Source organism: Streptomyces sp. NPDC050564 (genome assembly GCF_044457265.1).
In the GTDB taxonomy this organism is placed as follows: domain Bacteria; phylum Actinomycetota; class Actinomycetes; order Streptomycetales; family Streptomycetaceae; genus Streptomyces.
In genome coordinates this window covers 13,624-34,983 of the sequence record NZ_JBITGS010000030.1, presented here as the reverse complement: position 1 = coordinate 34,983, position 21,360 = coordinate 13,624, and the positions used below count along the sequence as shown (strand labels likewise).

Annotated in this window: 16 protein-coding genes and 1 pseudogene; 10 read left to right on the top strand and 7 right to left on the bottom strand. The window is 68.6% G+C overall.

All coding sequences use genetic code 11. The annotated features are described in order from the left end of the window. Window positions 1–5: 5 nt before the first annotated feature. A complete protein-coding gene (locus tag ACIBK0_RS37110) occupies window positions 6–2,066 on the bottom strand; it encodes a SpoIIE family protein phosphatase (RefSeq protein ID WP_399089746.1) in 2,061 nt (686 codons plus the stop codon). A gap of 263 nt (window positions 2,067–2,329) precedes the next feature. On the opposite strand from ACIBK0_RS37110, the pseudogene ACIBK0_RS37105 reads away from it, so the two are divergent. Both ACIBK0_RS37105 and ACIBK0_RS37100 read left to right on the top strand, forming a co-directional pair. Continuing rightward, window positions 2,330–2,987, top strand: a pseudogene (locus ACIBK0_RS37105) (DUF427 domain-containing protein); the annotation flags it as partial. Between the two features lie 229 nt (window positions 2,988–3,216). Continuing rightward, window positions 3,217–3,576, top strand: coding sequence for a hypothetical protein (locus tag ACIBK0_RS37100; protein ID WP_399090011.1), 360 nt, complete (start codon window positions 3,217–3,219; stop codon window positions 3,574–3,576). Window positions 3,577–4,307: 731 nt separating this feature from the next. Here ACIBK0_RS37100 and ACIBK0_RS37095 read toward each other — a convergent pair. Then, window positions 4,308–5,987 carry a multicopper oxidase family protein gene (locus ACIBK0_RS37095; protein WP_399089743.1) on the bottom strand — a complete coding sequence of 560 codons (1,680 nt, stop codon included), beginning with the start codon at window positions 5,985–5,987 and terminating at the stop codon, window positions 4,308–4,310. A 395-nt stretch (window positions 5,988–6,382) separates the two neighbouring features. Between ACIBK0_RS37095 and ACIBK0_RS37090 the strand changes: the two genes are divergently transcribed. Then, the gene (locus ACIBK0_RS37090; RefSeq protein ID WP_399089740.1) at window positions 6,383–6,826 is read left to right on the top strand and encodes a hypothetical protein; all 444 of its coding nucleotides are present in this window, start codon (window positions 6,383–6,385) and stop codon (window positions 6,824–6,826) included. 140 nt (window positions 6,827–6,966) lie between these two features. Then, on the top strand, window positions 6,967–7,977 hold the full coding sequence (locus tag ACIBK0_RS37085; RefSeq protein WP_399089737.1) for a serine/threonine-protein kinase: 1,011 nt from the start codon (window positions 6,967–6,969) through the stop codon (window positions 7,975–7,977). Here ACIBK0_RS37085 and ACIBK0_RS37080 read toward each other — a convergent pair. Next, on the bottom strand, window positions 7,974–9,059 hold the full coding sequence (locus tag ACIBK0_RS37080) for a PP2C family protein-serine/threonine phosphatase (protein ID WP_399089734.1): 1,086 nt from the start codon (window positions 9,057–9,059) through the stop codon (window positions 7,974–7,976). The two genes, ACIBK0_RS37085 and ACIBK0_RS37080, sit on opposite strands and share 4 nt — an antisense overlap. A gap of 533 nt (window positions 9,060–9,592) precedes the next feature. On the opposite strand from ACIBK0_RS37080, the gene ACIBK0_RS37075 reads away from it, so the two are divergent. The 4 genes from ACIBK0_RS37075 (at window position 9,593) to ACIBK0_RS37060 (ending at window position 14,469) form a co-directional block, all read left to right on the top strand. Then, a complete protein-coding gene (locus ACIBK0_RS37075; RefSeq protein WP_399089730.1) occupies window positions 9,593–10,351 on the top strand; it encodes an IclR family transcriptional regulator in 759 nt (252 codons plus the stop codon). A 99-nt stretch (window positions 10,352–10,450) separates the two neighbouring features. After that, window positions 10,451–11,713: a PP2C family protein-serine/threonine phosphatase gene (locus ACIBK0_RS37070; protein ID WP_399089727.1), complete on the top strand. Its 1,263-nt coding sequence runs from the start codon at window positions 10,451–10,453 to the stop codon at window positions 11,711–11,713. A gap of 101 nt (window positions 11,714–11,814) precedes the next feature. Continuing rightward, window positions 11,815–13,455, top strand: a complete 1,641-nt coding sequence (pgm, locus tag ACIBK0_RS37065; protein ID WP_399089724.1) for a phosphoglucomutase (alpha-D-glucose-1,6-bisphosphate-dependent) — start codon at window positions 11,815–11,817, stop codon at window positions 13,453–13,455. A 252-nt stretch (window positions 13,456–13,707) separates the two neighbouring features. Then, complete coding sequence (locus ACIBK0_RS37060) at window positions 13,708–14,469, top strand: SDR family oxidoreductase (RefSeq protein ID WP_399089721.1); 762 nt, start codon at window positions 13,708–13,710, stop codon at window positions 14,467–14,469. Window positions 14,470–14,595: 126 nt separating this feature from the next. Here ACIBK0_RS37060 and ACIBK0_RS37055 read toward each other — a convergent pair whose 3' ends face one another. The 4 genes from ACIBK0_RS37055 to argG all read right to left on the bottom strand — a co-directional run bounded on the left by ACIBK0_RS37055 (window position 14,596) and on the right by argG (window position 20,442). Further along, complete coding sequence (locus ACIBK0_RS37055; RefSeq protein ID WP_399089718.1) at window positions 14,596–15,381, bottom strand: CAP domain-containing protein; 786 nt, start codon at window positions 15,379–15,381, stop codon at window positions 14,596–14,598. Window positions 15,382–16,124: 743 nt separating this feature from the next. After that, window positions 16,125–18,044: a glycoside hydrolase family 5 protein gene (locus tag ACIBK0_RS37050; protein WP_399089714.1), complete on the bottom strand. Its 1,920-nt coding sequence runs from the start codon at window positions 18,042–18,044 to the stop codon at window positions 16,125–16,127. A gap of 326 nt (window positions 18,045–18,370) precedes the next feature. Further along, on the bottom strand, window positions 18,371–18,856 hold the full coding sequence (locus tag ACIBK0_RS37045; protein ID WP_399089711.1) for a hypothetical protein: 486 nt from the start codon (window positions 18,854–18,856) through the stop codon (window positions 18,371–18,373). A gap of 140 nt (window positions 18,857–18,996) precedes the next feature. After that, window positions 18,997–20,442 carry an argininosuccinate synthase gene (argG, locus tag ACIBK0_RS37040; protein ID WP_399089708.1) on the bottom strand — a complete coding sequence of 482 codons (1,446 nt, stop codon included), beginning with the start codon at window positions 20,440–20,442 and terminating at the stop codon, window positions 18,997–18,999. A gap of 124 nt (window positions 20,443–20,566) precedes the next feature. Here argG and ACIBK0_RS37035 point away from each other — a divergent pair, with 124 nt between their 5' ends. Beyond that, on the top strand, window positions 20,567–21,025 hold the full coding sequence (locus ACIBK0_RS37035) for a MarR family winged helix-turn-helix transcriptional regulator (protein ID WP_399089705.1): 459 nt from the start codon (window positions 20,567–20,569) through the stop codon (window positions 21,023–21,025). Window positions 21,026–21,036: 11 nt separating this feature from the next. Beyond that, entirely contained in the window at window positions 21,037–21,303 is a 267-nt protein-coding gene (locus ACIBK0_RS37030; RefSeq protein ID WP_399089702.1) for a hypothetical protein, read from the top strand. The last annotated feature ends 57 nt before the right edge of the window (window positions 21,304–21,360 follow it).

Below are 21,360 nucleotides of genomic sequence, written 5' to 3'. Positions count from 1 at the left end.
GAACCTTAGTCCCGGGTCGTTGACCCAAGCGTGCGGACCAGCAGAAGCGCCACATCGTCGTCGGGATCGGGGCGCAACGTGCCGAGTAGCATGTCGCTGGTCCTCTCCAAGGACTGCTGTGTGCCTTGAAGGATCCTCGTCATGGATTCCAGCGCGACGTCGATGGACTGGCTACGGCTCTCGACCAGTCCGTCGGTGTACAGGGCGAGCAAGGAGCCCGGAGGCAGTTCCTGCTCCATGGTGCCGAAGGGCACGCCGCCGACGCCGAGAGGTACGCCGCCCGGGACGTCCAGGTGTTCTGCACTGCCGTCGGGACGGATCATGACGGGCGGGAGGTGACCGGCGCTGGACAGCTCGCAGGTGCCTCGACGGGGGTCGCACACGGCATAGACGCAGGTGGCGATCGTCTCACCCAGGGAGCCGGCGATGTCGTCGAGATGGTGCAACAGCTCGGCGGGGGAGGGGTCGAGACGGGCGAGCGCTCGCGTGGCGGTGCTCAACTGTCCCATGATGGCCGCGGCTTGGACGCCCTTGCCCATCACATCGCCGACGATCAGACCGGTCCGCCCCCCGCTCAGGTGCAGCACGTCGTACCAGTCTCCGCCGACCTCGCTCAATGCCGGAAGGTAGCGGACGGCGATGTCGAGGCCCTCGTGGTCCACGGGCATGACCGGCAGCAGACTGCGCTGGAGGGTCAGCGCCGCGGTGCGCTCGCGCCCGTACAGCCGGGCGTTGTCCACGCAGATCGCCGCCCGGGCGGCGAGTTCCGAGGCGAGGATGCGGTCCTGTTCGTTGAACGAACGAGGGTTGATGGTGCGGTACAGACTGAGTGTGCCCAGCACTTCGCCCCGGGCGACCAGGGGGACGGCCAGGTAGGAGTGGACGCCTGCCGTACGCAGGATCTGGGCGGCATGGGAGTCCCTGGCTATGCGTCGCATCATCGCGGAATCCACTCGCTCCACCAGGACCGGCCTGGCTTCCCGGACGCACTGGGTGATGATCCGGGTGGAGCCGTAGGTGGCCAGCTCACCGACCGGGTCCGCGGCGTGGATGGCGTCTGTCAGGTACCCGGCCGATACGGCCAGCGCCCGGAACTCGGCGTGGGCGTCACCTATGACCGCGGTGGTGGTACCGCGGGCGACCACCGCCTCGAGCACATCGACGGCGGCCAGGTCCGCCAGCTCCGGTACGGCGACGTCGGCCAGTTCCCGGGCGGTCTGCTGAAGATCCAACGTGGTGCCGATGCGGACACCGGCGTCCGCGATCACGGACAGGCGCTCACGGGCTTGGGCGACCTCGGCCGCGGCCTGCTGCCGCTCGGAGACGTCGATGACGGCAACCGCCAGCCCGAGGACGCGGCCCTGGGCGTCCTCGATGCGGTGGTAGGACTCCGAGTACGCACGGTCCTCGGTTTCGGCCGCCGTCCTGCCGACGGTCTGCTGGTCCAACAGGGATTTTCCGCTGGCCAGGACAAGCCGCATGCGCGACTCGATGGTGTCCGCGTCCAGACCCGGCAGCACATCCCGGATACGGCGTCTCAGCACCGCTTCCTCGGGCAGACCGTTGATCCGCTCCATGGCCGGATTGACGCCCACCCATCGCAGATCGGTGTCGAAGACCGCGATGCCCACGGGGGTCTGATTGACCAGACTGTGGGAAAGGGCGAGGTCCCGCTCCACGCGCCGTACCGTCGTGGCGTCCGCCGCCAGGCCCAGAAGGTGGGCCTGCCCTTGGCTGTCGCGCAGCCGCATGGTGCGAAACTCCACCGGGCGTTTAGTGCCGTCCCTGTGCTGCAGGGGGAAGACACCCGCCCATCGGGCTCCGGACCGGACCTGTGCGAACAGCTCGCGCGCCCGCTGCTGGTTGTCGGGTGACACCAAGAGGTCGTCGGCGCCATGGCCCAGAGCCTCCTCCGACCGGTATCCGAGCAGTTGTTCGGCTTCGGGGCTCCACAACACGATGCGCCCGTCGCTGTCGAGCACCACGGCCGCGACCTGCAACAGGTCGAGCAGCCCGCCCGGCGCGGCGGTGATCCCGTCGTCGCTTCCGGTTCCATACCCGTGCATGTCAGCCGCTCCCTCCGGCGCGGCACCGGCACTGCCAAGATCCGTCCTGCAGGTTCTCCGATTAGGTCACAACGTGCTCCGGAGGGCAACACCTGAACCCTGGATCCGTTCACGAACCGCAGGTGGCGGGCGTGGTGGCGCGTGGCCGCCGTACCCCATGCGTGACCGTACGGGTGACGGTGCGGACCCCCCGGGGCGCGGCCCGGCGCGGGCATCGCCTACGCCATGGTCACTCTCTGGGCCCATGCCGAAGGGAGGCGGTCATGAGCGCATTCCTCACAGCGCGGCGCCTCAGGACGACGCCGGAAGGCATCCTGTGGGAGCCGAGCGAACGCTGGGTCCGTGGTCGCATCGGCGACATCACCGTCGTCGACAGCAGGCATCCGGTGCTTGTCCGGGAGCCCGGTCGGCCGGTCCCGCTGTACGCCTTTCCCCGCGAGGAGATCCGGGCCGACCTGTTGCGCGCGGCCCAGGAACCCGCCGCTGGGCAAGCACTCCGGCTCGAAGATCGATCTTCATCAACCCCCGCGACCCGCACGAGCGGGTGGACGCGCTGCCGAGCAGTCGGCACGTCAAGGTGGAGATCAACGGCACGGTCGTCGCGGACATCAGCCGCCCGTGCTGCTCTTCGAGACCGGTCTGGCTGTGCGCGACTAGATTCCGCGCGAGGACGTCCGCCTCGATCTGCTCGTGCACACGGACCACACCAGCGGCTGCCGGTGCACGAGCACCGTCGGTTACTGGTCCCGGCAGGGCGAAGGCGACGCCGATTACTGGTCCCGGCAGACCGAGGGCGACGCCCCGCCGAACCTTGCTCGGGGCTGTCCGCACCCGCTGCCTACAGTGGCCGGCATCGAACGGCTCATTGCCTTCCACAACGAAGCAGTCGACATCACCGTGGACGGTGAACTTCTGGATCGCGCTGCCATGGGAAGGGGCCGGAGTCTTGAGGACTCCGACCCCTTGTTCGAATCTCAGCGGATCCGAGTACATTCCCCGTGCCCGGCCACCGTTGTGGGGGTGCCACCCATGCGTGGCATAAGTAGTCCCGCGCAGCTGTGGCGACGCGGGGCTACCGGGGAGAGTCCAACTGGCTTTGCCGAGTTGACTCGCCGTCAAACATCAAGCGTCAGTGTCCACCGCCACCGCCGTGTCCACCGCCACCGCCGTGTCCACCGCCGCCGCCGTGTCCACCGCCGCCGTGTCCACCATTGCCGTGGCCACCGTTACCGTGTCCGCCGCCGTCGTGTCCACCGTTGCCGTGGCCACCATTGTCGTGCCCACCGTTGTCGTGGTCACCGTTGTCGTGCCCACCGCGGTCGTGCCCACCGTTGTTGAACCCACCGTGGTCGTTGTCATCGCACGATCCATGACCGCCCCAGTAACTGCTGCTGCAGTAGTCGTCGGACGAATCGTGGTGGTCGGAGGTGGTGGCGCCGGCGATGCCCGCTCCGCCAAGGGCCAGAGCCAGGGCAGCGAACAGACTCGCGAACAGTCGGAAAGCTGTTGATGTTGTTACCCGCATGGTGTTCCCCTTCCCGGGAGCGTTGACGGCTCCCAGCCCCGCACGGTCGCGGCGACGTGAGCACCGGGAAGGCGCTGAAACGTTCGCAAAGGGATCCGGTACATCGGCCTTGAAAGTGACGGGAGTTGCCGTCGCCGACTCATGCGCTGAATGCGCCGCATCGGGCCCAGCGGGGCTGCTCAATGCGGCAGTCCCCACGGCGGGGCGTTCGTCCGTCGTGCAACCGACCACCGGGTGGATGGTCGGTCGCGTGTTGAGATTGTTCGTCTCATCAGGTGAAAGACGGACATTTGGTTCAATTCGCTTCTAACTTACGCATAAGATCGCGCGGAAGTCAAGCGCGGCAAATGGCCCCCGGGCGCCCGGGAAGTTGGCTACCGCACTGCGTGCAACTCTCGCTCATCGTTGAGTGATTGGCGCCTGCTCAGCCTGCATGCCCTATCCATGATCGGGGCGCCGGGCGGCAAGAGGCCTCACTCCTCGTCGCTGTGCGCGACGAGACGGTCTGTGGCTGTGCACCTGGCAAGACGTGCGGCGAGGCGTCGTTCACGCCTTCGATTCCTGGGCTTCTCCCGTGTCTCCGGAGCTGGTGGCACCCCCCACGCTCTGCGCGCGACAACAGGAGGTCTTCATACCAACTTCATACCAACTCCGGAGGCCGGTAAGCCCATTGCAGGGCTACAAACGCGGTGGTGGACGGCTGGTCGACATCATCGTCACTTTCGGTAGCCGAGGATGGTCATCATGCCGGATTCGGAGTGGTACTGGTTGTGGCAGTGGAGCATCCACAGGCCGGGGTTGTCGGCGTTGAAGTCGACGACGAGTTTGCGGTGCGGCAGTACCACGGACGTGTCTTTGCGGGCTCCGACTCCGTCGAGGCCCCTGATGGCGAAGGTGTGGCCGTGCAAGTGCAGGGGGTGCCACATGTCGGTGCCGTTGATGAGGGTCAGGCGGACTCGTTCGCCCTCTCGGATCGGGTGGCGATCTTTGGAGGCGTACGGCTGGTGGTCGAAGCTCCAGTCGAATTTCCTCATATTGCCGGTCAGCCTGAAGCGCATCTCGCGGTCCGGCTTGCGTCCGCAGAGGGCTACGGATTCGTGTGGCACGAGGCGTCGGGCCGGCACGATCTTGCCGTCGAGCTCCCGCGGATGCACGACGGCCCGGGGACTGGCCCCGCCGCCGGTCCGCAGGAGTGCCAGGGCTCGGGCGTTCTTGCCCTCGGCGAGCGCGACCAGCGGGAACACTCCGTCCTTGGCGGTGATCAGCACGTCGTAGCGCTCGGCCATGCCGAGCAGGAGTGCGTCCGTCGTCGTGTGCTCAACCGGGTAGCCGTCCGTGTGGGTCACCGTCATCTCGTGGCCGCCCAGCGCCACACGGAAGGCCGTCTCGGCCCCGGCGTTGATGATGCGCAGCCGGATGCGGTCCCCGGGGCGGGCCCGGAAGACCGTAGGAGCCTCAGGGAGGCGGCCGTTGATCAGGTAGAACGGGTAGTCGACACTGCCACCCTCGCTGCGCAGGATGCGGCTGTGGGAGTTCCGCAGGACGCGGGAGGGGCCGCTGGACCTGTCGTGGCCAGGTCCGTCACGCTCGCTGTCCTCGCCCATGTCCATGTCCATCGACGCACCGTTGCCGTGGCGCAACTGCGCGAGTACGCCGTCCGGAGTGGAGCCGGCGACGCCGTCCACCCAGTCGTCCAGGACGATGACCCACTCCTTGTCGTAGGACAGGGGCTCCCTGCGGTCCTCGACGATCAGCGGGGCGTACAGGCCGCGGTCGAGCTGCATTCCCGAGTGCGAATGCAGCCAGTACGTGCCTGGGTGTGACACGGCGAAGCGGTACCTGAAGTCCGCGCCGGGCCTGATGGAGTCCTGGGTCAGACCTGGTACTCCATCCATGTCGCAGCGCATACGGACGCCGTGCGAGTGCAGCGTCGTCGACACCGGTAGGTGGTTGGCGAGCGTCAGATCGAGGATGTCACCCGCGGTGATCCTGACCTCCTTGCCGGGCAGTGTGTCGCCGTACGCCCATGACCTGACGGTCCGCCCGCCCAGGTCGAGGGACGTCACGGCGGCGGTGAGCCTGAAGGTGCGGACGGGGCCGGGCCCGCGTGCCTTCTCGACGGCGATGACCTCGGGGTCGGACGGGTCCACGTATCCCTTGGGTCCCTTGGGGACGAAGCCCCTGTCGCCGTGCCCGGCCGTTTCGGTCCTCGAGTGGGAACCGGTACTCGGGTGGGATCCGGGCCCCGGACGGGCTCCGGACGCCGAGGGGGAGCCGGCCCCGGGGTGGGGGTCGGTCTCTGTGGGGGAGCTCGACCCGGAACAGGCAGACAGGACTCCCGAGCCGACGGCCACGATCGAGGCACCGAGCAAGGTGCGCCGCGTATGTGTGTGCATGGATGAATAACACACGTTTTGTGCTCGAGAGTCAGAGAACCGAAGCGGCGCGTCTCGCGAATCGCCTGCTCCGCCTTACGGGGGTGCAGGTCCCGCACGACGAGGATTCCGCCGAAAACCGGTGGGGAACGCGGCTGAATGGAGGACGGACCGCGCGTCCCGGCACGGAGCCAGTTCGACGCGGGCACCGCTGTCGACTTGGGCCTCTGCGTGGTCTGGCGTGTTCGGGTGGTGTATCTCGGGACGCGGTCGTAGCGTCGAGTGAGGAGCAATTGCTGGATGAGGCGCCGTTGTCCTGGACCCACTGTTCCTGGCGCGTCCACCGCCGAGCGCGGGCGGATGAGGTGTGCACCGAGGGCCGCGTGGGCCGGCAATGAGGCAGTTGGGGAGCCGACATGCAGAAACAAAAGCTCAAGTCGGCGGTTCTGCTGTGCGCCGCCGCGGCGCTGGCAGGGGCACTGGTACCGGCGTCCGCTTCCGCGGAATCGCCTGCGCAAGCTCGAGTGGTGGCGGTCGACTGCTTCTCGAAGGCGCAGATACGGCCCGGCGATTTCCTGCTGGCCTGCGGCGATGGCAACAACCGCCTGACGGCACTGCGGTGGTCCACTTGGGGGCGGTCGTCCGCGGTGGGTAGCGGACTGGACGCGGTGAACGACTGTCTGCCCTACTGCGCCGCCGGGAAATTCCACACCTTCCCTGTCACCGTGCGGCTCGACCGCCCGGAGACCTGGCAAAAGCATCCTGGGCTGCAGCATTTCACCCGGCTCCGGCTGATCTATACCGACAATACGCCGCCGCGGCTGCAGCAGCGGGAAGTGACGTACAAACTCTGGGACTGACGATCGGCGCGTCTCCCGGTCGCTTCGCCGAATAAAAAGGCTGATCGGACGGTTGGGCGGGTGGCCCGATAGAATTGGATGCGGGCGGGCGGTCCGGTTTTGTTCACGGTTGTCGTGCGGCGGAGCGGGGGTGATGCGCGATGGATTCAGGGCGGGACGGGACGAGTTCGTATTCAGGTCGGCCTTCGGGGCTGATCGGCGCGCAGATTGCGGGTTACCGCGTGGAGCGTGAGATCGGCCGTGGGGGTATGGCCGTTGTGTATTGCGCGAGGGATTTGCGTCTGGAGCGCACGGTTGCGTTGAAATTGCTCGCCCCGGAGATGGCCCGCAACGACACGTTCCGGCGTCGTTTTACGCATGAGTCACGTGTGGCCGCCGCGATCGACCATCCTCATATTGTGCCGATCTTTGAGGCCGGTGAGGTGGATGGCGTCCTGTATATCGCCATGCGCTATGTGTCGGGTCTGGACCTGCGCGCTCTGCTCGACCGGGACGGGGCGTTGTCGGTGGAAACCGCGCTGCGTATTGCCACTCAGGTGGCGTCGGCGCTTGACGCGGCTCATGGGCATGATTTGGTGCACCGAGACGTCAAACCGGGCAATATTCTGGTCGCTCAGGGCACCGACAGTGATCACCCTGAGCACGTCTATCTCACGGATTTCGGTCTGACGAAGAAGTCCTTGTCGTTGACCGGGTTCACGACGGTGGGTGAGTTCGTCGGCACACTCGACTATGTGGCACCGGAGCAGATTTCGGGACGTCCGGTGGATGGCAGATGCGATCTCTACAGCCTTGCCTGCGTCGTCTACGAAACTCTTGCGGGCGGACCGCCTTTCCAGCGGGATGAGGACATAGCGCTGCTGTGGGCACATCAATACGATCAGCCGCCTGCGCTGAGTGAGAAGCGGCCCGGGATCGCGCCTGCATTGGACAGTGTTCTGGCAAAAGCTCTGGCGAAGGTTCCCGAGGACCGTTACGACTCCTGTCTGGAGTTCGTGGCGGCAATGCGGGCCGCTGCGGGCGGTGCCGGCGTGGGGGAGCATGCACGGGTGCAGCTGGGGTCGGGGGGTGCTACGGGCGCGCGGCAGCCGGTGCAGGCTCCGGATCCGCCGTTCTGGGCGCGGCCGGTCTTCGGCCGCTTGCCCGGTTAGGTCGGTGGTGGTGCCTCTTCGGGGAGGAGGCAGGCCGTGAGGGCGGCGGTGTCGTCGTGCAGGCGGTTGTCGCTGTAGGCGAGCAGATCGTGATGGAGGCGGTCCAGGAGTTGTCGGGGCGGGAGGGGGCCCCAGGACCGGACGCGCTGGATGAGCGGGTAGAAGGAGCCGGCCGGGTCGCGGGTTTCGGTGATGCCGTCGGTGTAGAGGAGCAACTGGTCGCCGGGGCGGAAGGCGTGTTCGTCGACGTGGTACGGCTCCCCGACGAGCATGCCGAGGTTGAGGGGCGGCGCGGACCGGGACGTCTCGAGCTCGCTCACTCCGTCCGTACGGATGAGCAGCGGCGGTGGGTGACCGCAGTTGACGATGCGGACGAGGTGGTAATCGGCGACGATCTCGGCGAAGACGGCCGTGACAAAGCGCTCGCTCATATCGCTGCCGGGGAGCTGGGCGGCCCTGCGGCCCATGCTGGTCTCGACCCGGCCCGCCAGCTCGGCGAGGTCGGGCTCGTCGTGAGCCGCTTCGCGGAACGCTCCGAGCAGGGTGGCGGCGGTTTCCACGGCGAGCAGGCCCTTGCCGCGTACGTCCCCGATCAGCAGACGTACCCCGTGTGTGGTGGGCACGGCCTCGTAGAGATCGCCGCCGATTCGCGCCTCCGCGGCGGCCGAGAGATAGAAACTCTCCACCAGGATGTTGCCGATCCGGTGGGGGAGCGGCCTGAGCAGGACGCGTTGGGCGATGTCGGCCACGAAGCGCACGGTGGCGAGGGTGCGTTCGCGTCGTGTGCGGTGGGTGGCAAGGACGGTTCCCAGGGTGCCGACCAGAGCGGTGCAGAAGTAGATCGCCACATAGTGGCGGTCCCACAGATACCCGACGGAACGGCCCGCGCAGCACGGGGTGCCGGCCAGGATCGCCTCGAAGACGATGGCGAACGCGGTGGTGATGACGACGACCGCGGGTCCGTGCGCGAAGGCGGCCACCAGTGGCAGAGCGATCAGCAGGAAGCTCACGGGCCATTCCACGGGCGTGACGGGCTCGATCACCAGGACGGCCGCGACGTAGAAAACGGGCATCCAGCGCATCCATGCCGGTGGTGCCGGCAACGCCTCACCGCCGCCGACCGGCCGAGGCTCACGGTGACCTGCTTGCGTGGCGCGGCCCGGCCACTTCACTGGCCCCTCCTGCGCCCGGATACCGCCGTACGGACGAGGTGTCCCAAGGCGGGGCCTGTGAGCGGACGACGCACCTGACGGTTCGACTGACGCAGCCTGCACACACGGGACTCCCGGCACGGATTTCGGCAAGAGGACCAGCCTGCTGTGCCCCGGCACGGCGTACGGGGCATTGCTCCACTCGGCGGCATGTCAGGGTCCCCGAGTTGTCGGCGGTGGCATGTCAGGGCCTCCGTGTTGTCGGCCCGGTGCGCGGATCGCCGGCCTGTTGCGTTCGAGGCCCGGGCGACCTGATGACCTGCCCCGGCCGCAGACCCGCCGCTGCACATCCGCACGTTCGGCCGCGCTCCTCGCGGTCGGCACCACCGCGTTGCGCGGGTGGCGCGGAGCTGCCGAGGGTCGCGCGCCTTGCTTGTGCCGTGCTCCCGGCGCACGCTGGTCGTATGGGTTCTCACGACGGCCCTACGCTCATCACTTCCGTACAGCGGGCCTTCCGCCTGCTGGAAGCGGTGAGCGCCCACGAGAACGGCGCGCCGGCCAAGCAGCTGGCACGTGAGACGGACCTGCCCCTGGCCACCGCCTATCACCTGCTGCGGACGCTGGTGCACGACGGGTACGTACGGAAGCTGGACGACGGCGGGTTCATCCTGGGCGACAAGCTCCAGGGGCTGCGCGTCACGGGCGGCAGGCAGGCGCTGCTCAGCCGGGTCCGTCCCACGCTCGCCGCTCTGCGGGACGAGCTCGCCACGGCCGCCTACCTCACCTTCTACGAGGAGGGCGAGATCCGGGTTGCCGAGATCGTCGACGGCCCCCGGGCGCCCCGGGTCGATCTCTGGGTGGGAATGGAGGACGCGGGGCACGCCACCGCGCTGGGAAAGGCCGTGCTGCACGAGCTGGACGAGGACTCCCGCATGGACTACCTCTCCCGGCATCACCTCGCCGACCTCACGCCGCGGACCATCACCAGCCTTCCGGAACTGCTCCGGCGACTTGACTCCTCACCCATGGCCCCGGCCGTCACGGACCTGGAGGAGTACGCCCTCGGCACGGTCTGCGTCGCCGTGCCCGTCTACAGCGGGGACACGCTCGGCTCGCTCGGCCTCTCCATGCCGGCGGACCGGCTCTCCCGGCTTGAGGAGCTCCGGGCGCGGCTGCTGCCGACCGCGAATCGTGTGACCAGGAGCCTCTCGCTCACTATCTGAAAATCCTGTTCTTGTGGCGCCGGAGCAGAGGACGTTTCCTGGATGAAACAGGCATTTCAGGAATGCGCCCCGCGCCCAGGTGAGGACTGCAGACAGACCATGAGTCAGGCCCGAGACCACGGTGGCGAGCACCGGCCGATACGGCCGTGCCGGAAGCGAGTGGCCAGTCCCGGGGCGTCGGCCCGTAGGCGTGTCGCAGGACAGTTGGCGGTCGGTGCACCGGTACTGCCTGTACTGGTCGTCGCCGTCATCGCGTTTGTCGACCTCGTCGGCGGAGCGGGGATGATCTGGCTGCCACTGCTCGCCGCCGGTCCCGCGCTGGCGGCCACCACCAGCGGGCTGCGCGGAGTCCTCGGTGTCGGCCTCCTCGCCGTGGTGCTGGGTGCGATGGTCGGAACCCGGGACGCCGCTCCGGGACGCGAGCTGGCGGCCGTACTGTCCGCCGTGGTGGCCGTGACCGTGGCGAGTGGCCTGGCCAGCGCGCTGCGCGGGCGTCGTGAACGGGTGCTCGCCGCCGTCCGCTCGGTCGCGGAGGCCGCCCAGCAGGCGCTTCTCACGCCCATACCGGCGGCGGTCGGGCCCTTCCGGGTGGCCGTCCGCTACAGCGCCGCGGCTGCGGAGGCTCGTATCGGCGGGGATCTCTACGCACTGGTGCCCACCCCGTACGGGGTCAGGCTGATCGTCGGCGATGTCCGCGGCAAGGGGCTGCCGGCCGTGGGGACCGCCGCACTTGTGCTCGGCATCTTTCGTGAGGCCGCCTACGACGAGCCCGATCTTCTCGACGTCGTCGACAGGATCGAGCGGAGTCTGGCGCGCAACCTCGGGTTCGACGACTTCGTCACCGCCGTAGTCGCCGGATACCCGCAGGCGGGGCATCTGGAGGTGGTCAACTGCGGACACGCGCCGCCGCTGCTGGTACGCGAATCCGGAGACGTCGTGGCGGTAGAACCCACCCATCCGGCCCCGCCCCTGGGACTGCGCGCCCTCACGGGCGAGACCGCAAGCCTCCAGGTGATGCCCTTCGCAGACGGGGATCAACTGCTGCTCTACACCGATGGGGTCACCGAGGCCCGCAACCACAGCCGGGAGTTCTACCCGCTCGCCGAGGGGCTGGCGCGCCACGTGTCCGACGAGCCGGCGCGCACCCTCACCGCGCTCCACGACGAACTGCTGGCGCATGTGGGCGGTCGGCTGCACGACGACGCGGCGCTCCTCCTGCTCCGCAAACCGTCCCTGCTTGAACCGGCGGTTCACGAAGCGACCTTTCCCGAAGCGACCTTTCCCGAAGCGACCGTTCCCGAACCCGCGTCCGATGCCGGTCGCGGCCGTGGCTCCTACTGGGTGCAGGCACGCTCGTCCTGACCCCCGGGCTTCGCCCCGCGGAGGGGCACTCGCGGACTGCGGTCGTGACAGGGAAAGATGGGACCGCAAGGGACGGTCAACTGATGTGGAGGAGCGGGCACATGGTGCACGAGCGAGCGGGCAGGCCGGCCGGTCCCGAGGATCTCATCGACGTCGCCCGACTGGTCACCGCGTATTACGCACTTCACCCCGACCCCGCCGAACCGGGCCAGCGCGTCGCCTTCGGCACGTCCGGACACCGCGGGTCGTCACTGGACACCGCGTTCAACGAGGACCATATCGCCGCGACCAGTCAGGCCATTTGTGAATACCGGGCCGGCCAGGGCACTGACGGTCCCCTCTTCCTGGGCGCCGACACCCATGCGCTGTCGGAGCCCGCGAAGGTCACCGCCCTGGAGGTGTTCGCCGCCAACGAGGTGACAGTGCTCATCGACGCCGCGGACGGCTACACGCCCACCCCGGCGGTGTCACACGCCATCCTCACCCACAACCGCGGACGCTCCTTGGGCCTCGCGGACGGTGTGGTCGTCACTCCCTCCCACAACCCGCCCGCCGACGGGGGCTTCAAGTACAACCCGCCGAACGGCGGACCGGCCGGCTCCGAGGCGACTTCCTGGATCCAGGACCGCGCCAACCAGATCATCGCGGGCGGGCTGAAGGACGTGCGCCGCCTTCCCTACGTCCGGGCCCTCGCCGCCTCCAGCACCGCCCGGTACGACTTTCTCGGAACCTACGTCTTGGACCTGCCGAACGTGCTGGACCTCGACGCGATCCGCGCCGCCGGCGTGCCTCTCGGCGCCGACCCGCTGGGCGGGGCGTCGGTCGCCTACTGGGGCCGCATCGCCGAGCAGCACGAACTCGACCTGACGGTGGTCAACCCTCTCACCGACCCGACCTGGCGCTTCATGACGCTGGACTGGGACGGCAAGATCCGTATGGACTGCTCGTCGCCCTACGCGATGGCGTCGCTCATCGCACAGCGTGACCGTTTCCGGATCGCCACGGGCAACGACGCGGACGCCGACCGGCACGGCATCGTCACACCGGACGCGGGGCTGATGAACCCCAACCACTACCTGGCCACCGCCATTTCCTACCTCTACTCCCACCGCGACCGCTGGCCCGCGGACGCGGGTGTGGGCAAGACCCTGGTGTCGTCCGGAATGATCGACCGGGTCGCGGCCGACCTGGACCGTCGACTGGTCGAGGTTCCGGTGGGCTTCAAATGGTTCGTGGACGGACTGGTCGACGGCTCGCTCGGCTTCGGTGGCGAGGAGTCGGCCGGCGCTTCCTTCCTGCGCCGGGACGGCTCGGTGTGGACCACCGACAAGGACGGCATCATCCTGGCGTTGCTCGCAGGCGAGATCACAGCGGTCACCGGCAAGACACCGTCCGAGCACTACGCCAAGCTCACCGACCGCTTCGGCGCACCCGCATACGAGCGCATCGATGCCCCCGCGTCACGCGAGGAGAAGGCCCTCCTCGCCCGGCTCTCTCCCGAACAGGTCGGCGCGGACACCCTCGCCGGAGAAGCTGTCACCTCAGTGCTGACCCACGCCCCCGGCAACGGCGCGCCCATCGGCGGCATCAAGGTCACGACCGCCAACGCCTGGTTCGCGGCACGGCCCTCGGGCACCGAGGACGTCTACAAGATCTATGCCGAGTCGTTCCTCGGACAGGGCCACCTGCGTACGGTGCAGGAGGAGGCCAAGGCGGTGGTCCAGGCGGCATTGGGCGGCTGAACCCGGAGCTGCGCGCCCGCGGCCCGCGCCGTGCCGGTGGCGTATCGCTCCTGGCGGCCCTTTTGTCCGTGCCGGCCGATCATGCGGTTGCCGACGCTCCCGTTCTCGCAAGAGCAGGCAGCCGGATGGCAGACAGGCGATCAGCGGCCCCAGGCGCGACACTGGGACGAGGGACTGATATCCGGGGGTTCGGATGACGGGCAGCGACCTGGACTACGACTGTGTGACGGTCTTCGGCGGCGGGGCTGTGCCATGACTGCAGCGCCCGACGCCACCGGCCCCCATCGCCGGCTCGACCTCGCCGACCAGACTGTTGTGGTGATCGGCGCCAGCGCGGGTATCGGGCTGGAAACCGCCCGCCAGGTACGCGCGGGAGGTGGTCGGGTGGTCATGGTCGGCCGTAATCCGGAGCGGCTGCAGGAAGCCGCACGCGAGATTCAGCCTGTGAGCACAGCGGTGTTCGACGCCACCGACACCGACCGTCTCCAGCAGTTCTTCCAGGATCTGCCCGGTTCGGTCGACCATGTGATGGTCACAGCCGGCAGCCCGTCCTACATGCCCTTGGCGAACATGGACCTCGCGGACGCCCGCCGTGAGGTCGACGAGCGCCTTGCCACGACGCTCGGGGTGGCCCTCTACAGCCGTGACAGGGTCCGAGCCGGAGGCACGCTGCTGTTCATGGGCGGCACCGGCGGTCGGCGCCACGGTGTCGGCATGACCATCGTGTCCGCATTGACCGCGGCGCTGCCCGCCCTCACCGCGAACCTGGCGCTCGAACTGGCGCCGATCCGCGTGAACCTCATCGCGGCCGGCTTCGTCGACACGCCCCTGTCGGCCGCGCTCCTGGGCGATCAGCTCGACGCCCGGCGCGAGGAACTGCGCGCCACGCTCCCCATCCACCGGGTCGTCGAACCGGCCGACGTGGCCGCTCTGGCCGTACACATCATGTGCAACGACGCCCTCACCGGCGCGACGTACGACATCGACGGGGGCCAGCAGCTCATCGCCCACTGACTACTGGGACGGAGCGTCTCGGGGATGGGCAGTCCCTCCATTGACCCCGCCCCGGGACGGATCCCGGGGCGGATCCCGGGGCGGGGTGGGGCGCCTCGCCAGGGGTACGGATTCCGGCGCGTGCGGTCAGCGGGCCAGGCCGAAGTCCTGCGTCCAGTAGTTGCCGGGCTGCGCGAGGCCGACGCCGATCTCCTTGAAATCGCAGGTCAGGATGTTGGCCTTATGGCCGGGGCTGGCCATCCAGCCCGCCATGACCTGCTCGGGGGTGGAGTATCCGTACGCGACGTTCTCGCCGTAGGCACTCCAGGTGTAGCCGGCACGCGTGATCCGTTGGCCCGGATCCGAACCGTCGGAGCCCGTGTGGGACATGTTCTGGTGGCTCGCCATGTCCGCGCTGTGATCCTGGGCTGCCTTCGAGAGCTTCGCGTTCAGCGTCACGGGGGAGCATCCGGCCTTGCTGCGCTCGCTGTTGACCAGCGCCACGACGCGAGCCACGGCACTGGATGCGGGGGCTGCCGTGCTGGGGGCGCTCGGGGACGAGGCGGTGGGCGTCCTGGGTTTGGCGGGTGCCGTCGCGGCCGGCGCGGTGGGTTTGGCGGGTGCCGTCGAAGCGGGCGCCGTGGGTTTGGCGGGTGCCGTCGAGGCGGGCGTGCTGGGGGTAGGGGCTGCGGTCGAGGCGGGTGCCCCCGCTGTGCGCCAAGTCCGCGCCGAACGGTGCGAGATCCACTCCCCGGCCCTCCGCTCCTTGAGGGAGGCGTTCTTCCAGGTCCTCCAGTGACCGTGGGACGCGGCGTCCTCGCTGCCCGGATCGTTGCTACAGGCCATGGCGGCGGACGGTATGGCCAGCGCGCTCAGTGCGACGGCAGCGATGGCTATCTGCCGGTGGCGCGTCTTCCTGCGGTGCTTGCTCATGCGGACCTCGCTCCATCGTCGCGGGTGCGCCTCCGGTGGGCTCGGCTCTGCACGAACGCGGTGCCTGAGCTGCGGTGACGCCTGCTGGGGCCGTCATTGTTAAAAGCTGAGTGAGCGACCGGCAACGAGCGGCACTACTACCCGGCCTCGTAGACCTCGATCGCCCTTGAATCGGGCGCACAGGTGTGCAGCCCCGGCTCACCGGAGCGAGCCAAGACCTGACGCTTCGTCAGGACGCCTTATGTGCCCGGTGAGCGGCGCGAGGGAGCAGAATGGGGCGCAAGCCGCCGGATCATGTGCGCCGTTTGTCTGTTTCCGGGCGGCAAGTCTCCACATGTCGCCCGGGTGACATGTACTACCGAACCGCGTTGACGCGGGAGTCCGGGGTGACGGATGTCACTATGTGCCGGTGCAACCATTCCCGGCGGAGGTGCGGGGCGCGGTTTCCGCCGGGGTCCGCAGCTCGGCCGTGCGATCCGGTCTTACGCCTGCTCCGAGCCGGTGCCGGAGCGGGAGCCGGTGCCGCCCGCGCCCTGTGATCCAGCTCTGCGGCCGGTCCCCGCACCCCGGCATCGGTATCCAGGAGTGACAGCGTCCATCTGACACTCTGCTCCGGCTGACCCCGGACGCCGTCGGCCCCGTTCCTCCCGGTACCGATGGCTGAGGCTGCGGTGGACCCGGCCGTCTCCAGGGCCGGGTCCACCTTCACCTGTCCGGTGGCGTCGGTCAGGAGGGCGGGTGCTTCAGCGTTGCAGCGGGCTGCAGAACAGAGCCGCGGGGCCTGGCGTGCTGCCCAGGCGGGTGGTGAAGGCGATGCCGGCGGTGTACTCGCCGGCGGCGCACTGTCCTTTGTAGTGGCCCTGGGCGAAGTCGCCGCCGGCCCCGTCGTTGGGCCGGTTGTCGGACCGGTCGAACCAGACGGTCCGTCCGGTGTGGCCCAGTGGGGTGCGGGCGGGCGCGCACAGGGCCGCCGACACACGGTCGCCGCGGTGGCTGTAGCCGATGAGGAACTGCCCGGCGGGGCACTGGAGTTTGGTGTAGCCGCCGGCCCAGTCGCCGCCTGCGGGAACGTAGCGTTCGTCGGTGACGACTGTGTGGACGTTGCCCGCGGCGCGCAGGTCTCCGCCGGTCGTGTCGGTGCACAGGCCGCGGCCGCCCGTGTGGCTGAGGCCGATCAACCGCAGGCCGTCGGGGCAGGCGGCCTTGTAGGCTCCCGGATCCCAGTCGCCGCCGGCCCGCACCCGCAGAGACTGGACCTGGTCACCGTGGTCGGTGGTCAGCATGCGCCAGACAGGTGTCGACGTGATGTACCCGGTGCGGGTCGGTGACGTCATGAGGTGGTCCCAGGCGGTGCCGCGCCAGTCGCCCTGGTCGAGGATGCCGGACCGTCGTCCCGCGCTGTCGTAGCGCAGCAGGGCCCAGTCGTCGTGACCCTCCCAGCCGACCAAAGGCCAGTAGGCGAAGTCGGCGTCATGGTCGGCGAAGTAGTCGGTGACGTTACCGAACCAGGTGCGGGCGGCGGTGCCCGTCTCGTTGGCGCCGATGCCGAACTCGCTGACCCACACCGGCGCGGTGTAGTGCTGCCCTTCCGCGGTGACGAAGAAGGCCTGGTCGGCGAGGACTTGGTACAGCTGGTCGCGGGTCAGGTCCTGATAGCGGGGATCGTGGGTCTCGCCGATTCCGGTGGCGCCACTGTGCCGGGGACCGGTGTAGCCGTAGAAGTGTGCGGAGTAGACGAGCTTGTGAGCGTCCACGAGGGTGTGCGAGAGCGTGCGCACGGGCGTGAGGGTGGGGCGGTCGTGCGGCAGTCCGTCGACGGGCAGACCGGTCCAGTTGATGCCCTCGATGACAATGAGGAGATCGGGGTTGGCCTCGGTGAGGATGCGGTCGGCGGCGAGTTGTGCCGCGGCGTACCAGTCGTGGCTGTCGCCCAGGCCCCAGTTGGGGTCGTCCATGATGTCGCGGCGCACTTCGTTGTAGAGATCCGCGCCCACGACACCGGAGTCGGTGGCATAACGGCGGGCCATGAAGACCCAGTCGTCGGCCCACTGCTGGGTGGACTGACCGCTGTTCCAGCGTTCGTTTCCGTCGATCCCGCAGCACCACCGGGAGGAGTTGGTGTGGTTGTTGAGGATGACCGCGAACCCGTCGCCGGTGAGGGCGGCCACGACGGCGTCGTAGATCTGCAGCGGCGTCTTGCCGCGCAGCTGCGGGTTGGCCGCGACCGCGGCATCCGGCACCGCGGTCGTCGAGTGGATCATCTCGTTGGAGAATGGCAGCCGGATGCTGTTGATGCCGAGTTCCTGGAAGTCTGTGAGCAGCTGGGGCAGCGGGGTGCGGTCCAGGCCGAGGGGGATGCCGTACGAGTTCTGGCCGGCGTGGTGGTTGGCGGGATCGGCGGTGCTGCCGCTTCCTGTCCACGAGCCCTGCGCGCCGTCCCAGTTGGCCGACTTCAGTCGGAACCGGTGCCCCTGGGCGTCGACGATGTAGCGGCCGCGGGTGGACAACGGCGGCTGCCAGGTGTCGGCCGCTGGGGGAGTGGTCTGTGCGGGGGCCTCGGAGGCGACGGGCTCCGGGACGGCGGCGACCGCGGTCGGGGCTGTGGTCAGCAGTGTGAGAACCGCGGAAATTACTGTCAGGTACTGGACAAGTCTGGTCGGCATTCGGTCCTCTGCGGGCGCGCGGTGGGGAAATGGACGATCAGTGGCTGCCACCCTACGAAGGAACACCGGCCGGGTCGATGTCAGTTGTCGCCACCATGCTCTTCCTCCGGCGCGTACGAGGCGGGACCGCGCGCGGACTTCGGGTGACGCGTGTCGGACCTGCTGCCGGACCGGAGTTGAGCGCCATCGGAGCTCGGCGCGGCGCCGACGCGTGTTCGTCGGCTCATCCCGGACTGCTCCATGCCCAAGGTTCTGAGCACCGTCGGTACGGGTGATTCAACTCGTAGGTCGGGACGTCCTCTGCCGTTCGGTGGGGATGAACACGATCACGTAGTCCTCGAATCCCGCGTGGATGCCCCATTCCCCGCGCTCTTGGCCGCCTCGTAGCGGGCACGGGAGTCCTGGCGGCCCTTGGCGTAGACGTGGACGCCGTAGGCCGTGGCCGGGTCGAGGTGCAGCGACCGGTCATCGCCCTGCCCACCGGAAAGCCAGTCCATGGCAGGCGTAGCGGGGCCAGTGGTGGGGCCGGATATGCCCATCCGTCCTCCGTGCACCGGCCGGTAGGTCCAGTTGCCGAGTCGTTGCCACTGCTCCGTCTGCTGGACAGGCTCCGTCTCGGAAAGCATGAGCGTCACCCAAGCGTCGTGCGACTGCACATTGCTGACGATGGTGAGCCGGCCAGGCGTAAGGATCACCGGGGCGTCGGTGCGGAAGTCGGGTTCCTGCGTGGAACTGTCGATGCCGGGCTCGACGTGTTCGCTGATATAGAAGTGCGAGTACTCGATGCCGACGACGCCGCAGACCATTTCCATGCCCTGACCGTAGGTGACGTAAGTTCCGATCGGGGCTCAGTGGAAGTGGAAAAGGCCGCCTCGACGCCGAGTGCGTCGAGCCGGCCTTTCCGATGGTGCGTCTCTTCGGGGGTGTCGAGCTTTCCGCTCGGCGGGGCCGGTCAGTCCGTACCGGACTCCATCGCGGCGCGGTCCAGCATCTCGTCGTCACCGGTGACTTCGCCGCGGGAGGCGATGGCCTCGGCGCCGCCTTCCGGCATGGTGCCGATCAGCCCGGTCGCGGCCGCCTGGGCCGCGCCGATGGCGGGGCTGCCGGTGCCGATCAGGCCGAGCCCGGCGTACTGCTCCAGCTTGGCGCGCGAGTCGGCGATGTCGAGGTTGCGCATGGTGAGCTGGCCGATCCGGTCCACCGGGCCGAATGCAGAGTCCTCGGTGCGCTCCATGGACAGCTTGTCCGGGTGGTAGCTGAACGCCGGGCCCGTGGTGTCGAGGATCGAGTAGTCCTCACCGCGCCGCAGCCGCAGCGTCACCTCGCCGGTGACCGCTGAGCCGACCCAGCGCTGCAGCGACTCGCGCACCATCAGGGCCTGCGGATCCAGCCAGCGACCCTCGTACATCAGCCGGCCCAGGCGCCGTCCCTCATTGTGGTACTGGGCGAGGGTGTCCTCGTTGTGGATCGCGTTCACCAGGCGCTCGTAGGCCGCGTGCAGCAGGGCCATGCCGGGTGCCTCGTAGATGCCGCGGCTCTTGGCCTCGATGATCCGGTTCTCGATCTGGTCCGACATGCCCATGCCGTGGCGGCCGCCGATGGCGTTGGCCTCCATCACCAGGTCGACGGGGGAGGCGAACTCCTTGCCGTTGATCGTCACCGGGCGGCCCTGGTCGAAGCCGATGGTCACGTCCTCGGTGGGGATCTCGACCGAGGAGTCCCAGAACCGCACGCCCATGATCGGCTCCACGGTCTCCACGCCCGTGTCGAGGTGCTCCAGGGTCTTGGCCTCGTGGGTGGCGCCCCAGATGTTCGCGTCGGTGGAGTACGCCTTCTCCGTGCTGTCGCGGTAGGGCAGGTCGTGGGCCAGGAGCCACTCCGACATTTCCTTGCGACCGCCGAGCTCGGTCACGAAGTCCGCGTCCAGCCAGGGCTTGTAGATCCGCAGGTGCGGGTTGGCGAGCAGGCCGTACCGGTAGAACCGCTCGATGTCGTTGCCCTTGAAGGTCGAGCCGTCGCCCCAGATCTGTACGTCGTCCTCGAGCATCGCCCGGACCAGGAGGGTGCCCGTGACGGCGCGGCCGAGCGGCGTGGTGTTGAAGTAGGCACGCCCGCCCGAGCGGATGTGGAACGCCCCGCAGGTGAGCGCGGCCAGGCCCTCCTCGACCAGCGCCGCGCGGCAGTCGACCAAGCGCGCGATCTCGGCACCGTAGGTCTTCGCGCGACCGGGCACCGAGGCGATGTCGGGCTCGTCGTACTGGCCGATGTCGGCGGTGTAGGTGCACGGGACGGCGCCCTTGTCGCGCATCCACGCGACCGCGACCGAGGTGTCGAGGCCGCCTGAGAAGGCGATACCGACGCGCTCGCCGGCGGGAAGGGAGGTGAGGACCTTAGACATAGGAAGAGTATGCATCTTCGCGCATGGTCATGCAAAGGCGCTCCAGGAATTAAGTCGCGCATCCTGGCTCGACGCCGCTAACTGATGTCTTGACAACACTTGTCGCGACATTCATGGTGGAGGAGTGACGACCCCACCAAGCGGCCTGCGTGACCATCTCGGCTACTGGCTCCGTCGGCTCTCCGACGAAGTGCACGGGCGCTTCGAGAAAGAACTCGCCCGCCATGACGTGACCGTCTCCCAGTGGGCAGTGCTGGTCACCGTCCATCGCGGTGACGCGACGACCGCGGGTGAGGTGGCCCGGTACATCGATATCGACGCCGGCGCCGTTTCGCGCCTGGTCGACCGACTGGCCGCCAAGGGACTGATGACGCGCGAACCGGACCCGGCCTCGCGCCGCAGCCTGCGCCTGACCCTGACGCAGGCAGGGCACGAGCTGGTCCCCGAACTGGCCGCGATCGCCGACCGCAATGACTCGCACTTCTTCGACTCCCTCACCCCCCGGCAGCGCGAACAGCTGGAGGCGTGGATACGCCGCCTCATCGGCGAAGCCCAGCACGACACCCCCGGGACGAACATCTGAAAGGCCCTGCCATGAGCACCACCGCGACCACCGCCCGGTCCGTCACCAAGACGGTCCGCATCGACCGGCCCGTCGCCGACGTCTTCGCATTCCTCGCCGACGCGGCCAACTGGACCCGTCAGGTCCCCGCCCGGGTCGTCCCCAATGGCACCGGCAGCGAATTCATGATCACCTTCTTCCAGCCGCCCGCGTTCACCGACACGTTCTTCGACGAGCAGACCGCGCTGGTCGACACCGAACTCGCCACCCTGAAGCAGGTGCTGGAATCCGGCGCATGAGCCCCCAGGGGGCAGAGCCTGCTCGTCGGCACGGCGAGCCGTGCTTCCAGCAGGAAA

Bases quoted from the DNA above. Each gene is read 5' to 3' on its own strand.
- ACIBK0_RS37080 (WP_399089734.1), bottom strand. From the start codon at position 9,059: ATGCGCTGGATGCCCGTTTTCTACGTCGCGGCCGTCCTGGTGATCGAG.
- ACIBK0_RS37085 (WP_399089737.1), top strand. From the start codon at position 6,967: ATGGATTCAGGGCGGGACGGGACGAGTTCGTATTCAGGTCGGCCTTCG.
- ACIBK0_RS37070 (WP_399089727.1), top strand. From the start codon at position 10,451: ATGAGTCAGGCCCGAGACCACGGTGGCGAGCACCGGCCGATACGGCCG.
- argG (WP_399089708.1), bottom strand. From the start codon at position 20,442: ATGTCTAAGGTCCTCACCTCCCTTCCCGCCGGCGAGCGCGTCGGTATC.
- ACIBK0_RS37060 (WP_399089721.1), top strand. From the start codon at position 13,708: ATGACTGCAGCGCCCGACGCCACCGGCCCCCATCGCCGGCTCGACCTC.
- pgm (WP_399089724.1), top strand. From the start codon at position 11,815: ATGGTGCACGAGCGAGCGGGCAGGCCGGCCGGTCCCGAGGATCTCATC.
- ACIBK0_RS37050 (WP_399089714.1), bottom strand. From the start codon at position 18,044: ATGCCGACCAGACTTGTCCAGTACCTGACAGTAATTTCCGCGGTTCTC.
- ACIBK0_RS37095 (WP_399089743.1), bottom strand. From the start codon at position 5,987: ATGCACACACATACGCGGCGCACCTTGCTCGGTGCCTCGATCGTGGCC.
- ACIBK0_RS37075 (WP_399089730.1), top strand. From the start codon at position 9,593: ATGGGTTCTCACGACGGCCCTACGCTCATCACTTCCGTACAGCGGGCC.
- ACIBK0_RS37045 (WP_399089711.1), bottom strand. From the start codon at position 18,856: ATGGAAATGGTCTGCGGCGTCGTCGGCATCGAGTACTCGCACTTCTAT.
- ACIBK0_RS37090 (WP_399089740.1), top strand. From the start codon at position 6,383: ATGCAGAAACAAAAGCTCAAGTCGGCGGTTCTGCTGTGCGCCGCCGCG.
- ACIBK0_RS37055 (WP_399089718.1), bottom strand. From the start codon at position 15,381: ATGAGCAAGCACCGCAGGAAGACGCGCCACCGGCAGATAGCCATCGCT.
- ACIBK0_RS37110 (WP_399089746.1), bottom strand. From the start codon at position 2,066: ATGCACGGGTATGGAACCGGAAGCGACGACGGGATCACCGCCGCGCCG.
- ACIBK0_RS37030 (WP_399089702.1), top strand. From the start codon at position 21,037: ATGAGCACCACCGCGACCACCGCCCGGTCCGTCACCAAGACGGTCCGC.